This is a genomic window from Catenovulum sp. SX2, assembly GCF_052056295.1.
Classification (GTDB): domain Bacteria; phylum Pseudomonadota; class Gammaproteobacteria; order Enterobacterales; family Alteromonadaceae; genus Catenovulum.
In genome coordinates this window covers 2,355,974-2,370,219 of record NZ_CP182493.1, presented here as the reverse complement: position 1 = coordinate 2,370,219, position 14,246 = coordinate 2,355,974, and the positions used below count along the sequence as shown (strand labels likewise).

The following is a 14,246-nucleotide window of genomic DNA, read 5'->3' as shown; positions in this document are numbered from 1 at the left end:
AATAATTTCAATTAACCAAAAATCAAAGATTTGAGTTTGCTCAAAACACCTGGTGCTTTAATACCAGCAGGATCTTGCGCAACAAAAATACGTAAACTGGCAGGTGCTCCAGGTCCCCAAGGCCACCAAGCCAACATAAGCTTTTGGTCAATATCTAAACCGCTAAATAAAAACTGATCTTTTTCCATTTTGGCAAAAACTCCAGCACCCAGCTTTACTAAATCCGGTGCTTTTTTAATATTATCTCTGTCCCATTTATGCTGAAATTCAGCTTCTAACCAAGGCAAAATAATCTCAAATAAAGGTTTAGGTACTTCTGCCATCAAAGCGTTAAATCTATTATCTTGCTGCCAGTTAAGCTCGTCAGGTAATTTATCTATCAACGGTTGTGCCAGTTGGTTTAAATCGATTTGCGTATTATTAGTTTCCGACATTTCAGCGTCCTTTATTTGATTTAGTTATTACTTGAGTTTACTGCATTTATCGCACATGCTTAACTAATTATTAGTTGACCAAATATAAGTATTTGTTTTGTTGCTGCGATCCCTTTTGTTACTACTTGTGCTTGGAGGCCATGCCAACGCGGTAGAAAAAGCCGCCAAAGCACAACCCGCGTTAAATAGCATTCACCTGACCCTAGGGCATTATGGTGAACATCTTGCAGCTGTGCAAAAAATATTTAAAAGCCCATGTGAAGATAACCAAGATTACTACCAAAATAACAATCAAGTTGCGATGGAAAGTTTATTATTTTGCCAAGCATTAGTCGCAGCTGGTTATCGTCCAATAATTAAGGTAAAACCCTACCCTATTCAGCACAGACTAAACTTAGAAATAAACAAAGGAAATATTGTTTCTGCAGGTTTAACTTTTTGGTCGCATCAACATAACAAAACCTACAGTTATCAATCGCAGGCGCTTGTTGCCAAAGGTCAGTTTGAGAAGGGGTTATATGTATTGGCTGGCAATAAACAACTGCAAGCTATCAGTGACTTATCTAACATTCGACAGCTAGTGGGTGTTACCAACAGAACTTGGGTAAATGATTTAAGTGCGCATCAATGTATTGGCAGTCCAACGATTTCCGCTCCCTCGTTTCCACAAATGTTTCGTATGATAGCAGCAGGCCGCGCCGATTATTTACTAACAACTTTTTCTACTCAAGCTGACTTAGTGCAAGATCACCACGGGGTAAAACTTAAACCCATCAAGAATGTAAAAGTTGTGTTTGATGAATCGCTGCATTTTTTAGTCTCCAAAAAACATCCACAAGGAACTGAGTTAGCCGAAGCACTCAATATTGGCTTAACGAAGTTAAATAACGCAGGAACTATTCAACATGCTTATCAAGCTGTTGGATTTTATTTAGATAAAGTCAAAGATTGGCAAATCATCCCTTGCCAGCAACAATAAATTGTCAGACAAAGAACATTCTCCACAAACCTTACGGCTGCCTAACAACTGCAACATGATATTCTCAATATCATTAACCTCAGCTAAAAATAATAATTCGCAACAAAATTTACTATAAAGCCACTAAAAAGTTGATCAATTGTTTTATACCTGTTAATTTTTGACTTACATATTGGTAAATTGAATTGTAATACCAATTTATCAGTATGGTATTTGTTGGTGGAACCTAAAAATAATTAGAGTTCCAAATTAGCAAACAAAAACTTTCGGTACACACACATGAAAATAATCAAAACCCTTAGTTGGGCAGCTCTAGCATTAACCGCAACAACATACTCACATGCAAATACTTTAAACATTGATAGCGCAGAAGATTGGGGTGAAGGCCATGCAAGTTATCCTGCATCAAACGTAATTGATGGCAGCTTAGCTTGGGCATCACGCTGGGCGGCATCAGGTTCACCAGTAAACTTACAACTTAATTTAGACTCAGTGCAGACTGTCACTGAAGTAGGTGTTTCTTGGGGTAATGGTGGTGATCAAACTCACACATTTGAAATTTGGGCACGCGCAGCAACCAGTGGCTCTTGGACTAAAGTGTATGACAGTGTTAGTTCAGGCACCACTTCCAGCATAGAAGTTTACGATATTGATGATATAGACGCTCGCCAAATCCGCATAAAAACCTTTGAAAACAGTGCAGGTTCAACTTGGACCAATATTAAAGAAGTTGAATTGTATGGCACAGGCGGTAACTCTGCCGATGGCGAATTAGCGGTAAATACAGCATTTGATGATGGCACTAGCCACAGCAGTTACCCACCAGCAAAAGCCATTGATAACAGCACAGCATGGTCTTCACGCTGGGCGGCTGAAGCAGGCGGCAACGCAGTTAATTTAACTTTGCAATTAGACGAAGCGAAAGAAGTAAAAGAAGTTGGTATTGCTTGGGGTCAAGGTGACTCACGTACCCATACCTTTGAAATTTACGCTCGCCCAGGCACAAGCGGTACTTGGACAAAAATTCATGATTCGGTTAGCTCTGGCAATACTACAGGTATAGAAATGTACGATGTGACCGACATCAGTGCGCAACAAGTTCGAGTTAAAGCTCAGTCGAACAGCGCAGGTAGTAACTGGATGAATATCACCGAAGTGAAATTATATGGTGCAGACGGTTCAGGCGGCACAACGGATATTCCAGCCATTATTACCGACGGCTCGTTATTTGATTTAGAAGGTAGCAACCCACATCCATTGGTTAACAGCAGCACCTTAGAATTTGTCCCTTTAGAAACTAAATACACGACTTCTGGTGGTGGCGGCTGGCGTCACGAGTACAAAATAAAATCAAGCAAACGTAAATCAATTTACGATACCAATGAGTCGTTTGCAGCAAGCTACAAAATGGAGTTGTCTAACGGTGCTAAAACCATAGTTGCACAAACCCATGGCTCAACCATTTCTACTTTAATGAAAGTATTTGTGGCTGACTCTAGCGAATCAGGCTTTGGTGATAGTGTTGCCAACAATGGTATTTTTGATGTGTATGTGCGTTTACGCGGCACAGACGGAAACGAAGTTAAAAAGTCATTATGTACTATTGAAAGTGGCGATTCTTTTGAGATTAGCTACACCAATAACTACGGCACAATGACAGTAACGGGTTGTGGTAATTCACTAAGTATGCAAGTTGAAGACGACGATGCGAGCTACTTTAAGTTTGGTAACTATATGCAGTCGCAAGACCCATATACCAGAGAAGAATGTGGCACACGTGGTGACTCAGACTCATGGGCAGAATGTTTTGAGCAGTTTGGAATTACCACGTCAAAAGCAACAGTGACCAATGTGAGCTATAGCAGTAATCACTAGTTTCATACAGGCTTCGACAAATAATAACAAGCCCAACTACAATTATTTAGTTGGGCTTTTTTGCACATTTAGCCTAGGCCTATAACTAAGCTGCTTTTTCTGCAGAGTTATCGGCAGGTTCCATTCTGATTAAATAATCAAACGCGCTGAGTGATGCGGTTGCGCCAGAACCCATGGCAATAATAATTTGTTTGTACGGGCTGGTAGTTACATCACCTGCGGCAAATACGCCCGGAATTGACGTTTCGCCACGCTCGTTAACTATTATTTCGCCACGCTGGGTTAAATCAACATCACCGTCTAACCATTCGCTGTTTGGCACTAAACCAATTTGCACAAAGATACCGGCAAGCTCAAGGTGCTGCTGCTCACCTGTTGCTCTGTCTATATAGTTTAGGCCAGTAACTTTTTGTCCATCACCCACCACTTCTGTGGTTTGAGCTTGTTTGATAATTTGAATATTTGGCATAGAGCGCGCTTTGCGTTGCAATACTTCGTCGGCTCTCAGTGTTTTATCAAATTCCAATACAGTTACTTGTTCAACTATACCGGCTAAATCAATCGCAGCTTCAATACCTGAGTTACCACCACCTATTACTGCAACTTTTTTGCCTTTAAATAAAGGGCCGTCGCAGTGTGGGCAATAAGCAACACCTTTGCCACGGTATTCTTTTTCACCCGGTACATTCATTTCGCGCCAGCGCGCACCTGTGGCTAAAATCACAGATTTACTTGCTAAGCTTGCACCACTTTTTAGCCCTATCTCAATCATGTCATTACGCACAATAGAGCTAGCTCGCTGTTGGTCAATAATATCTACATTGTAGTCTTTAACGTGTTCTTCTAACCCTGCAACTAACTTAGGTCCTTCAGTCGCTTTAACTGAGATAAAGTTTTCAATAGCAACTGTATCCATAACTTGTCCACCAAAACGCTCGGCAACTATGCCTGTGCGCAAACCTTTACGCGCTGCGTATATTGCAGCTGCAGCACCTGCAGGGCCACCTCCGACAACTAGTACGTCGTATGGGTCTTTTTGGTTAATTTTTTCCGCTTCGCGTTTTGCCGCACCTGTGTCTACTTTGTTTAGTATTTCTTTAAGGGCGATACGGCCTTGTGCAAATACCTCACCATTTAGGTAAACACTTGGTACTGCCATAATATTGCGTTGTGATACTTCATCGGCAAATACCGCACCGTCAATCATAACGTGTTCAACATTTGGGTTTTCTAGCGCTAGTAGGTTAAGTGCCTGTACAACCTCAGGGCAGTTTTGGCAACTTAACGAAATGTAAGTTTCGAATTTAAGTGGCCCTGGCAATTGGCGAATTTGCTCTAACACTTCTGCAGTTTGTTTGCTCGGATGACCACCGGCTTGCAGAATGGCTAATATCAGCGAGGTAAATTCGTGCCCCATTGGCACACCCGCAAAACCAACTTGAGTGCCTTTAGTTGAGTTACGCACTGTCATTGATGGAGTGCGTACACCTTCTTCACTGCCCTGTTGTACTGAAATTTGACTATTAATGCTGCTTAAGTCATCGGCTAGTTGGTTAAGTTCTTTTGCCTTGACGCTGTCATCAAGCGAAAGAAGCAACTCAACCGGCTGTTTAATTGCCGAGAAATGACTTTGTAATTGTTGTTTAATTTTGCTGTCTAACATAACAACTCCAAGGGAAAGTAACTGGGTTAAATAGACTTGGAAAAAGAGGGGATAAATCCCCTCTGTTCAAGCCACCAAAAGAAAGCTAATACCTTAGATTTAGCTTAGATTTTGCCTACTAAGTCTAAAGAAGGCGCTAAAGTTTCTTCACCTGGTTGCCATGCAGCTGGACATACTTCACCGTCGTGCTCTGCAACGTATTGTGCTGCTTGAATTTTACGAACTAGTTCTTTAGCGCTACGGCCAATACCTAGGTCGTGAACTTCTGCAACTTTGATTTCGCCTTCAGGGTTGATTACGAAAGTACCACGAAGTGCTAAACCATCTTCTTCAATCATTACGCCGAAGTTACGAGTAATACGGCCAGTTGGGTCGCCAATCATTGGGAAATCAATTTTACCAATTGTGTCTGACGTGTCGTGCCATGCTTTGTGTGTAAAGTGTGTGTCGGTTGATACTGAATAAACTTCAACGCCCATTTGTTGTAGCTGTGCGTAGTAATCTGCTAAATCACCTAGCTCAGTTGGACATACAAATGTGAAGTCTGCTGGGTAGAAAAACACTACAGACCATTTGCCAGCTAGGTCTTTGTCAGATACTTGAACAAAGTCACCTTTGTGGAAAGCTGTTGCGCTGAATTCTTTGATTTTAGTGTTGATAATAGATTGAGTCATAGCTGTCTCCTAATATAAATCTTTGGTTAAGAAAGTTGTTGTTTGCTTCGGGAACTATATTAGGAAAACAGGCTTAATCTGTATAACGGACTGATTCGATTATCACATTCGATTTTTCCGATTAGCTAATCAATAAAACTAATCAGGCTGATACCACAGCTGTTTATTGGCTAGTGGCGTTTGTTTAGGTAAAGACGGATTGTTTAAGCGTAAAATGCGCCGCTGCGTAAAATTGGTTTTATCAATCGCATCGGCAAAAGCATGATTGAACATAAGGTCAAACTCACCTGTCGCCAATAATTGTTTTAAACCAGACTCTATGCTCGCAGCCAACTGACTGTTGTTGCGATTGACAAAAAAATACAATGCCGTGGGGTAATATAAAGCTAAACTGCTTTCAACTTTAACATTATGACCTTGTGCTTGAAACTGCTCTGCTTCCGACCAAATTTCAAACACACCTCGCGGAAAATACTGAGCTTGGCCTGAAGTTAACACATCAATCAAATCTACATAGGCAGGTTTAGTCACTAACTTTAGTTGGTTGCGCTGTAAAATTTCTTCATCCGGCCAATCCTGCCCCTGTACAGCGGTATAGAGTTTAAGTTGATTATGGCTTTTGACGTTATCAAATAAATGTTGGTGTTCAGGTTTAATTAAAAACAGCCGCCAACCACTTAAGCCTTTAGTCAGAGGTATACGCACGGGTAAATACAAAGCTTCACGCTGTTTATTGGTCATAGTCCAAACAACGTCGACTTGATTACGATAAAGTAGGTTAAGTGCTTGTTCTTGATCTATGGTTTGTTCATAGAGTTCTAGTTGATATTCTGGATCAGCTCGATTTAATGCTTTAGTTAATAAAGTAATCGGATAATTATGCTGTTTATCCCATTCACCTAGCGGTGGTGGGTAGATAATAGATTTGCTAAATGCCTCTGTTGAAATGAAACACAAGGCCAACAAAAATCCATAACAGCATATACGCAGCATAAATAATTAGACAAAATTGAGAAGGAGTTACACATAGCTTAGTTGTCAAACGCCGAGTCTGCCAACTAATTATCGCCGTTTAACTAACGAATTAGCTTATATTCCAACCCTTGTTGCTGGAGGAAACTTTCAGCATTATCACCTTGCAGCAAAGCCATAGTCGCTAAGCTACCCGCTTGAATGCAAGTTTTGCCATAAACTGAAACAGATACAGGTGCGCCTTCAACTGGCCAACCGGTTTTAGGATTGAGGATGTGGCCATAGCGTTTGCCATCAACTTCGATTGATCTATGAATTTCGCCACTGGTCGCCATAGCACCTTGGCGAATTTCAAATAATTCAATTTGCGGTGATAAAGCATTGGGATTTTCTATGCTTACTTGCCAGGCTTGGCCATCTTTACGTGGCTGACTTACTTGCATATCACCACCAAAACAAACTAACACAGACGCATTGGGCGCTAACATACTGCATGCATGCGCGACTAATCCAACTGCGTATTCTTTGGCTATTGCGCCTAAATCAATTTCCATTCCGGCAGGAATTTGTATAGTTTTGTTGTCAAACTTAACTTTTTCCCAGCCGACTAACTGCAACAAAGCTGCAACTTGTTGTTTCGAAGGTAACTTGTTTTGCTGCTCGTCTAACGGCCATGCGCGACGCAAAATGCCGGAAGTGATATCAAATAAACCATCAGATTTTTGATAACACTGATCAGCAAAACTGAGTAAACGGAAAACTTCTTCATCAATCGCAACAACTTCGCCTCGTGCATTATTAATTGCGTGGCAAATATTATCGTTGCGGTAACGGCTAAATTTGTGATCGACCCGCATAGCTTGGTGGTAAGCTAACGCAGCAACTTGCTCAATTAAAGCTGGCTCTAACTTGTCTACTAACACTTCACAAGTATTGGCCATAGCTTCAAATCGAATACATGCATGTTGCTGGTAAAAATGTATTTTATAATCAGGTCGCATCTTGTTAGTCTTAATTCCACCGAGATAGGCTATCTTTATTTTTAGAATATACCGCAGTGATGTGCAATAAAACAGTAGTGTTAGGCTAATCTATAAGAGAAAATGTCAGTAAATTTAATCAAGGACGCAATTATGTATACACTTAGTCAGTTAAAAAGCATTGTTTTGGCGTTAATCGCAGCTATGAGTTTTATCGTTAGCAACCCAGTATATGCACAAGACTTGAATGCAGCGCAAATTGAACAGTGGACAAAAGCAGCACCCAAGATTGCAGCTTGGTTTAAACAACATGAAGAAAAACTCAATGCAACAGGTGACATAGATTTTGCGAATTCAGCACCTGCTGATGTAGCGTCACAAGCTTCATCCGCACTCAAACAACTTCAGTTGTACAACCAATTTGAAAATAAAGTACAGGCTCAAGGTTTTGCTAGTGTAGAACAATTCTTTGTGGTGCAATCTGAAATTATTCAAGGTTATATGCAAGTAGCTATGCAGGCCTATTCAATTTCGCCTGAGATTCAACAAGAGATAAAAGACTCACTGGCCGAATTAGACGCATCAGAGTTTTTAACCCAAGAGCAAAAAGATCAAATGAAACAACAAATGCTCAGTATGTTCCAACAATTGCAAACGCCAAAACAAGCAGGACAAACAGCGAATCAAAAGTTAATCAGCCAATATGCTGACAAAATTAAACAAACATTAGATAGCTTTCCCGCAGACGAATAAACCAAAAAGAATAAATAAGGTCGCAATTAATGAGTTCAAACACGTTAGCCAATAACGACATTCAAGCCCCTAGCCCATTTGATATTGCTATGATGCTGCTATCAGCCGTCGCCATGGTGATAGTTTTGTGCATATTTATTATGCCGATGCATTCAGAAACACGCAGATTATTAACGCTAATTGACACTATGATTTGCATAGTATTCATGGTGCATTTCGTTTTTAGCCTAGTGCTCAGTGAACATAAAGCTCAATACGTAAAAGAACATTGGCTTGAATTTGTTGCCAGCATACCTTTGGTTGAACCACTGCGTTTATTGCGCTTTTTACAAATATTCCGCGTAATTCGCATGATACGCCTTGCGCACAGTGTATTACTGCCAATGCTTAAGCAGCGTATTCAAACCACAATGGCGGGTTTATTGGTTTTTATGATCATAATTGTCGCAGGCAGCGCCGTGGCGATATTTTTAATTGAAAGCAATGCGCCAAATTCAAATATCAAAACCGCCGAAGATGCTTTGTGGTGGGGGTTAATTACCATATCGACAGTAGGCTATGGTGACTATTATCCAGTAACAACTTGGGGACGTTTAGTTAGCAGCTTATTGATAATTAGTGGTGTTAGTTTATTTGGTGTGATTTCCGGTTATATTGCATCGAGTTTTTCCAAGGCACCAGAAGACACAGAGCACACGCCAATGTGGGCTGAAAAAATACTGCAGGAACAAAACTTACAGCATCAACAGCTAGTAGATAAAATATCAGATTTAGAAGCTGAAATCGTTGAATTGAGAAAACAGCAGCAACAGTCTCAACAGTAAGTTATTAATAAAGCAGGATTATCGCATTAGGATATATATCTCAATGCGATAAAAAACTTAGTAAATGTTAGTTTAAAGCTTAAGCTTAAGCTAAACCCACTCCTCTAGCCATTAATGCAGCTAATAGCGGTATAACCAATAACAAAGTTAACTCAGCGCGAATAATCTTAATTATCTTTTTTGGTACTTGAATGCTGTCGCCGGCAAACTTTCGGTTCTGCAAAAAATACTTAGTTGGGAAAATAGATAAAATCCCCATGATCACAAACAAAGTCATCTTAACGTGGAAGACTGGATTTTTACTATAAAACTCTGCTGGTTTACCAACACTAGCAATTAATAACACACCAGCAATTAATACCAACACAGCACCTAAACCATAAACGCCATCAGCTATGCGTAAACTCTTAAACTGCTGCTGATTTAACTGCCAACCAGCCAAAATATGTGATGCAACTAAACCTGACGCTAAAAATATAATGCCAATAAAATGCATATAACGAACTAAAATTTCATCCATAGTTTTCCCCTGCCGTGCTTGTGGTTAGAGCTAATGTAAGCTGTTTAAATGTTGTAGAACTTGATTTTTATCATGTAACTTGCGAATTGATAATAACAAATCGCCTGCTTGTGGGAAGTGAATTTTAAGATAGCGCAGCCATTGTTTTACTCTATTGCCATAATATAAACCACGATCATGGTCTATTTCTAAATCGGCATAGGCAATTAATACCTCAACAGCTTGTTGCCAATTAAGCGGCTGTGCAGCATGACGCAATATACTAGCAATATTGGGCATAGCCAACGCGCCGCGGCCAACCATTAAATGCTGACAACCACTTTGCTGCAAACAGTTTTCAGCATCTAACATAGACCAAACTTCACCATTGGCGACCACTGGCATATTTACTTTATCTAAAATACTGCTGATTTCAGCCCAATATGCCGGAGGTTTATAACCATGTGCTTTAGTGCGCGCATGGATAGCTAAACTGCTTGCACCTGCTTGATTAACCGCATCAACATTGGCATGGAATAAACTAGCATCGTCAAAACCTAAACGAATTTTTGCACTAACTATATGCGGCTGCGGTACGGCATCACGCACAGCTTTGACTATCTTGTATAACACCTCAGGCTCTTGCAAAAGCACAGCGCCACCTTTGGAGTTATTCACAGTTTTTGCTGGGCAACCAAAATTTAAATCAACCCCGTGCGAACCCAGCTCAATTGCGCGCACGGCATTTTCTGCTAAATATTCTGGATTGTTACCCAATAATTGTACGCGTACAGGCACACCGGATGGAGTTTTACCAGCGTTGCTTACAAGCTCTGGGCATAATCGATAAAAACTGCGATCTGGCAATACGGTTTGGCTAATCCGAACAAATTCAGTTACGCATAAATCAAACCCAGCAAAACGTGTTAGCAAATCGCGTACAGCAAAATCAACTACACCTTCCATGGGTGCCAGCGTTAAGCTGCGAATGTTAGCCAACATTTTTATACCAAAAAACTTTTAAACCTTTTTCTGGGTACTTTTCTTTAAACACAGCTGGCGCCGCTAAACTTTGTTGCAACTGCCAGTTGGGCGCAAACTCTTCAACTTGTTGCTGTAAAAAAGTATCGGATAAATCTGGCGCGTTTAAACACAATAAAATATCTGCCCCGTCGGCTAAAAATTCTGTCATGCGACGAATAATTTTCGCGTAGTCTTTTTCAATATTAACTGAGCCTTTTTGAAAAGCGGGTGGATCGCAAATTAACATATCGTAAGGCGCATGTTTGCGTACCCGCCCGAAAGACTTAAACAAATCAACCGCTTCGTATTTAATTTTGCTTTTATCTTGCTGATTGAGCTGATGATTCACTCGCCCTTGCGCTAAGGCGGCTTTGCTCATATCTAAATTGATCACAGATTCAGCTCCACCAGCAATTGCAGCCACGGAAAAAGCACAGGTATAAGCAAATAGATTTAATACACGTTTGCCATTGGCATGTTGTTTAACCCAATCACGACCGTTTTTCATATCCAAAAACAGTCCGTGATTTTGTTTTTTTCCTAGGGTTAATTGGTACTGTAAACCAAGCTCTGTAACCACCAACTGATTGACCATATCACCAAATAAAACTTCACATTGGCCTTGGTCATATGAACCACTAATCGCATACCTATGTTGCAGAATTAAACTTTGGCACTCTGGCACATTTGTTTTTACCCAAGTTTGAATAACCTCTTTTAAATCTGGCTCAACAGGTTTGTAAGCAGTCACATACACCACAGGTTTTAGCCAATCTATGCAGATATGTTCTAAACCTACAAAACAATGGCCACGACCATGAAATAGACGTTGGCAATCATCACCTGTTGGCAGTTGGATATTTTCAATAAGGGTATTCATATATGGCTTCTGTACTTACTTGGCTGCAACTGGCGGGCATTATACCTGAGATCATCAGCTTGAGTTAGTTTGTCGGCAAGCAATCATCACCTTCAATTAAAGAAAAACATCAAAAGTTACATTTTTAACCAACTTAACCATCAAAAATTAGTCAAATTAACCAACAAAGTTGATACTTTAATAGCAAAACAGGGGGGAAATCAGAAAAAGATATTATAAAACATATGGTTAATTACTTTGGCACAGATAAAGCTATATGCATGGAGAACTCAACCACAGATACATAGTCAACCCCAAGTGGATGGCTTTATTTAAAAGGATTAACTTATGAACAAACTTACTTATTCAATCGGCGCAGCCGCCATAGTAGCGACTATTGTAAGCGGCGCAAACGCCAATGACAGCCAACCTCATGTAGATGAACAAAAATTACAACTGACCGGCGTTGAAAAGTTAGCACTAAAAACCTTTCATTCAGACGTAGTTATAAAACACAGCAGTGAAGCCGACAGCCACCTTTATATGCAACAAACCTTGTTAGCCGGTAGCTCTGAAGCTTGTTTGTACCAGTGGGATATAGATAAAAGCTGGGGCAAAACTAAAATCAGTTTGAAAAAACAAGAAAGTAGCTTTTTCGATTCATGCTCAGTTGAGCGAAAAATTACCATTAGCTTAGGCCAAAATGACTTTAATAAAGTGTATATCAGCCACCATCATGGTGTGATCAATATAGATAAGCTCGATTATGCAGACTTAGAGTTAGATAGCCACCATGGACAATTTAACGTGCGCGACATCAAAGCAAACAAGCTTGAAATTGATAAACACCATGCCTCTATGCTGATTGAACAAATAGTTGCAGACTCTATCAATTTTGACTCTTCACACGGTTCGACTGAAATATTAGACGTAACCGCCAAGCTATTAAAAGCAGAGGTTAGCCATGGTTCTTTGGCGGTTAAACACAGCGAAATTGGTAAAACCGACATTGAAAGCGCTCATGCCAGCATAATGATAGATGAATTTGTTGGCTCATCGTTCAAAGCCGATGGTGCACACAGTAAGGTTAAACTCGCAGCCAAACATTTAGATAGAGTGGAAATAGAAAACAAACATGGCGAAATTCATTTTGTCGGCTCTAGCAAAAAACTAAAAACCGACAATAGTCATGGCAGCACCTACATTAAGCAATTGCAACAAGATGGTTTTGAAATAAGCAGCAAAGCCCGCCACGGCAACATTGATTTGTATTTACCTGAAGGCACTCAATACCAAAGCAAAGTATCAGGTGACAGCAGCTTTAGTAATGGTAGCGCAGCCAGCAAAAACAAAATTGACTTGTCGGTTAAACACGGCCACAGCCAAATCATTCATATCTAGCAAGTTAAAAGATCCCCTGCCAAAGCCCCATTTTGTGTTGTTTGCAAATGGGGCTTTTCTTTTATCGACCTGCCTATTGCGTACATGCAAGCCTATGTTGCCAATTACCATTGTGTTGCGCATCACATGCCTGTTCACTATCAAACTGGATTTGTTTATCTGCATTGTAGAGTTTAATCTCCAATGGCTGCAAATATTCAACAACCCAAGCTTTCATCTTATTGGCGTATTCACCCTCAGCACTGGCCTGCTGCTCAGTTGTTGCAAATACAAATATCACTTTTAAGCTTTTGTCTAAATTAGCGTAATCAACTGTGTGGGTTAGCCAAACAAATCCATCAATTTCATTTTGTGCTATATGACATACTTGAGTTAGTTGCTTAACAATTTGTTTGTCGAGTTGTTTAATTTGTTTTTGCGTTAGTTTTTGATTTGGCTTGGGCATAGGTTTTTTGGGTTTTCTCAGGATAATAAATTTTGGAACTTGGATAAACTAAGCGATCAAGTAACTGAAGCCAAATATTTTTACTGGCACCGAGATTATCAATTATCTAGCAAACCAACTCACTTTGCTGGCAGCGGAAGTTTCTTTCCTTTGAGGAGATTGTGGCAAATAACCCAAAAATTGACTTTTTTCACCTTGCCTAACCCTTCTTGCAAGGGGTAAGCACTTTCAACATGAAACCTCATTTTTCCTCGACATTTCCACACCCGATAAACAACTTGATAATAGGTTACCGTGCCGTCTTCTTGAGAAATTTTACAACTACAGTACCGGCTATAACCTCCGTGATAGCAAAACTGGTCGGGCATAGTTGCAATAATCTCAGGCAAATATTTCGACAGTTCGAAACGAGTGCGATCAAACACCCTTTCATCTGGCGGGTAAGGATAGATTTTGGCCTGCTCTATATTTTCGACAGCACTGATACCTCGAGTAAATACATGATGTGAAAATGTGAAGTATAACGTGTAGCTTTCGTTGCGCTTAGGATGACTGAATGTATGCTTGCAAGCATTCAAATGGTGAAAGTTAAAGACCTTGCCATCAAGATTAAAGCCTTTCCATTGCTGAACTTCATTGTCAGCAAGATTAAATATTCTTTTATTAGCCACTGAATGAAACTTTCCTTGTCTCAGAAATAACAAAGGCTCCATCATGGGAGCCTTCGCCAAGAAATAATCTTGGATTCAGAACGTCATTACCGGGCACAGCCTCGACCTCTTAGAGGTTACGCGATGTCATGTTAAACATGTCTGCTACATCGATTGGTTAAGTATACAAAAGTATAAAAAATCGTCAATGATAA

The 14,246-nt window shown here is 40.2% G+C and carries 15 protein-coding genes; 5 read left to right on the top strand and 10 right to left on the bottom strand.

The window, feature by feature from the left end; genetic code table 11:
• Nucleotides 1–11: 11 nt before the first annotated feature.
• Nucleotides 12–434, bottom strand: a complete 423-nt coding sequence (locus ACMZOO_RS09925) for a hypothetical protein (RefSeq protein WP_016956992.1) — start codon at nt 432–434, stop codon at nt 12–14.
• 115 nt (nt 435–549) lie between these two features.
• On the opposite strand from ACMZOO_RS09925, the gene ACMZOO_RS09920 reads away from it, so the two are divergent.
• Entirely contained in the window at nt 550–1,413 is an 864-nt protein-coding gene (locus tag ACMZOO_RS09920; protein ID WP_440903204.1) for a substrate-binding periplasmic protein, read from the top strand.
• 279 nt (nt 1,414–1,692) lie between these two features.
• Nucleotides 1,693–3,288 (top strand): discoidin domain-containing protein, encoded by a 1,596-nt coding sequence (locus tag ACMZOO_RS09915; RefSeq protein ID WP_440903203.1) that lies wholly within the window; start codon nt 1,693–1,695, stop codon nt 3,286–3,288.
• Between the two features lie 85 nt (nt 3,289–3,373).
• Here ACMZOO_RS09915 and ahpF read toward each other — a convergent pair whose 3' ends face one another.
• The 4 genes from ahpF to ACMZOO_RS09895 all read right to left on the bottom strand — a co-directional run bounded on the left by ahpF (nt 3,374) and on the right by ACMZOO_RS09895 (nt 7,598).
• Nucleotides 3,374–4,951: an alkyl hydroperoxide reductase subunit F gene (gene ahpF / locus ACMZOO_RS09910; RefSeq protein WP_440903202.1), complete on the bottom strand. Its 1,578-nt coding sequence runs from the start codon at nt 4,949–4,951 to the stop codon at nt 3,374–3,376.
• A gap of 104 nt (nt 4,952–5,055) precedes the next feature.
• Nucleotides 5,056–5,625, bottom strand: a complete 570-nt coding sequence (gene ahpC / locus ACMZOO_RS09905) for an alkyl hydroperoxide reductase subunit C (RefSeq protein WP_440903201.1) — start codon at nt 5,623–5,625, stop codon at nt 5,056–5,058.
• Nucleotides 5,626–5,763: 138 nt separating this feature from the next.
• Nucleotides 5,764–6,588, bottom strand: coding sequence for an amino acid ABC transporter substrate-binding protein (locus tag ACMZOO_RS09900; protein WP_440903200.1), 825 nt, complete (start codon nt 6,586–6,588; stop codon nt 5,764–5,766).
• Nucleotides 6,589–6,701: 113 nt separating this feature from the next.
• Nucleotides 6,702–7,598, bottom strand: a complete 897-nt coding sequence (locus tag ACMZOO_RS09895) for an FAD:protein FMN transferase (protein WP_440903199.1) — start codon at nt 7,596–7,598, stop codon at nt 6,702–6,704.
• Between the two features lie 132 nt (nt 7,599–7,730).
• Here ACMZOO_RS09895 and ACMZOO_RS09890 point away from each other — a divergent pair, with 132 nt between their 5' ends.
• On the top strand, nt 7,731–8,330 hold the full coding sequence (locus ACMZOO_RS09890) for a hypothetical protein (RefSeq protein WP_440903198.1): 600 nt from the start codon (nt 7,731–7,733) through the stop codon (nt 8,328–8,330).
• Between the two features lie 29 nt (nt 8,331–8,359).
• Entirely contained in the window at nt 8,360–9,154 is a 795-nt protein-coding gene (locus tag ACMZOO_RS09885; protein ID WP_440903197.1) for a potassium channel family protein, read from the top strand.
• Nucleotides 9,155–9,239: 85 nt separating this feature from the next.
• Here ACMZOO_RS09885 and ACMZOO_RS09880 read toward each other — a convergent pair whose 3' ends face one another.
• Genes ACMZOO_RS09880 through ACMZOO_RS09870 form a run of 3 tightly spaced genes read right to left on the bottom strand, consistent with a single transcriptional unit; the run spans nt 9,240 to nt 11,556 of the window.
• Entirely contained in the window at nt 9,240–9,674 is a 435-nt protein-coding gene (locus ACMZOO_RS09880) for a DUF2214 family protein (protein ID WP_440903196.1), read from the bottom strand.
• A 30-nt stretch (nt 9,675–9,704) separates the two neighbouring features.
• Nucleotides 9,705–10,655 carry a tRNA-dihydrouridine synthase gene (locus ACMZOO_RS09875; protein ID WP_440903195.1) on the bottom strand — a complete coding sequence of 317 codons (951 nt, stop codon included), beginning with the start codon at nt 10,653–10,655 and terminating at the stop codon, nt 9,705–9,707.
• Nucleotides 10,645–11,556 carry a class I SAM-dependent methyltransferase gene (locus tag ACMZOO_RS09870; RefSeq protein ID WP_440903194.1) on the bottom strand — a complete coding sequence of 304 codons (912 nt, stop codon included), beginning with the start codon at nt 11,554–11,556 and terminating at the stop codon, nt 10,645–10,647. Before ACMZOO_RS09870 ends, ACMZOO_RS09875 begins: the two co-directional genes overlap by 11 nt.
• 327 nt (nt 11,557–11,883) lie before the next feature.
• Between ACMZOO_RS09870 and ACMZOO_RS09865 the strand changes: the two genes are divergently transcribed.
• Nucleotides 11,884–12,936 carry a DUF4097 family beta strand repeat-containing protein gene (locus ACMZOO_RS09865; RefSeq protein ID WP_440903193.1) on the top strand — a complete coding sequence of 351 codons (1,053 nt, stop codon included), beginning with the start codon at nt 11,884–11,886 and terminating at the stop codon, nt 12,934–12,936.
• 73 nt (nt 12,937–13,009) lie between these two features.
• Here the strand turns inward: ACMZOO_RS09865 and ACMZOO_RS09860 are convergent, their stop codons facing one another.
• A complete protein-coding gene (locus ACMZOO_RS09860; RefSeq protein ID WP_440903192.1) occupies nt 13,010–13,381 on the bottom strand; it encodes a Fis family transcriptional regulator in 372 nt (123 codons plus the stop codon).
• A gap of 119 nt (nt 13,382–13,500) precedes the next feature.
• On the bottom strand, nt 13,501–14,052 hold the full coding sequence (locus ACMZOO_RS09855) for a heat-shock protein (protein ID WP_440903191.1): 552 nt from the start codon (nt 14,050–14,052) through the stop codon (nt 13,501–13,503).
• Between the last annotated feature and the right edge of the window lie 194 nt (nt 14,053–14,246).

Excerpts from the sequence above, each read along its gene's own strand:
- ACMZOO_RS09895 (WP_440903199.1), bottom strand. The coding sequence starts at position 7,598 with ATGCGACCTGATTATAAAATACATTTTTACCAGCAACATGCATGTATT.
- ACMZOO_RS09875 (WP_440903195.1), bottom strand. The coding sequence starts at position 10,655 with ATGTTGGCTAACATTCGCAGCTTAACGCTGGCACCCATGGAAGGTGTA.
- ACMZOO_RS09915 (WP_440903203.1), top strand. The coding sequence starts at position 1,693 with ATGAAAATAATCAAAACCCTTAGTTGGGCAGCTCTAGCATTAACCGCA.
- ACMZOO_RS09890 (WP_440903198.1), top strand. The coding sequence starts at position 7,731 with ATGTATACACTTAGTCAGTTAAAAAGCATTGTTTTGGCGTTAATCGCA.
- ACMZOO_RS09880 (WP_440903196.1), bottom strand. The coding sequence starts at position 9,674 with ATGGATGAAATTTTAGTTCGTTATATGCATTTTATTGGCATTATATTT.
- ACMZOO_RS09860 (WP_440903192.1), bottom strand. The coding sequence starts at position 13,381 with ATGCCCAAGCCAAATCAAAAACTAACGCAAAAACAAATTAAACAACTC.
- ahpF (WP_440903202.1), bottom strand. The coding sequence starts at position 4,951 with ATGTTAGACAGCAAAATTAAACAACAATTACAAAGTCATTTCTCGGCA.
- ACMZOO_RS09925 (WP_016956992.1), bottom strand. The coding sequence starts at position 434 with ATGTCGGAAACTAATAATACGCAAATCGATTTAAACCAACTGGCACAA.
- ACMZOO_RS09870 (WP_440903194.1), bottom strand. The coding sequence starts at position 11,556 with ATGAATACCCTTATTGAAAATATCCAACTGCCAACAGGTGATGATTGC.
- ACMZOO_RS09865 (WP_440903193.1), top strand. The coding sequence starts at position 11,884 with ATGAACAAACTTACTTATTCAATCGGCGCAGCCGCCATAGTAGCGACT.
- ahpC (WP_440903201.1), bottom strand. The coding sequence starts at position 5,625 with ATGACTCAATCTATTATCAACACTAAAATCAAAGAATTCAGCGCAACA.
- ACMZOO_RS09885 (WP_440903197.1), top strand. The coding sequence starts at position 8,360 with ATGAGTTCAAACACGTTAGCCAATAACGACATTCAAGCCCCTAGCCCA.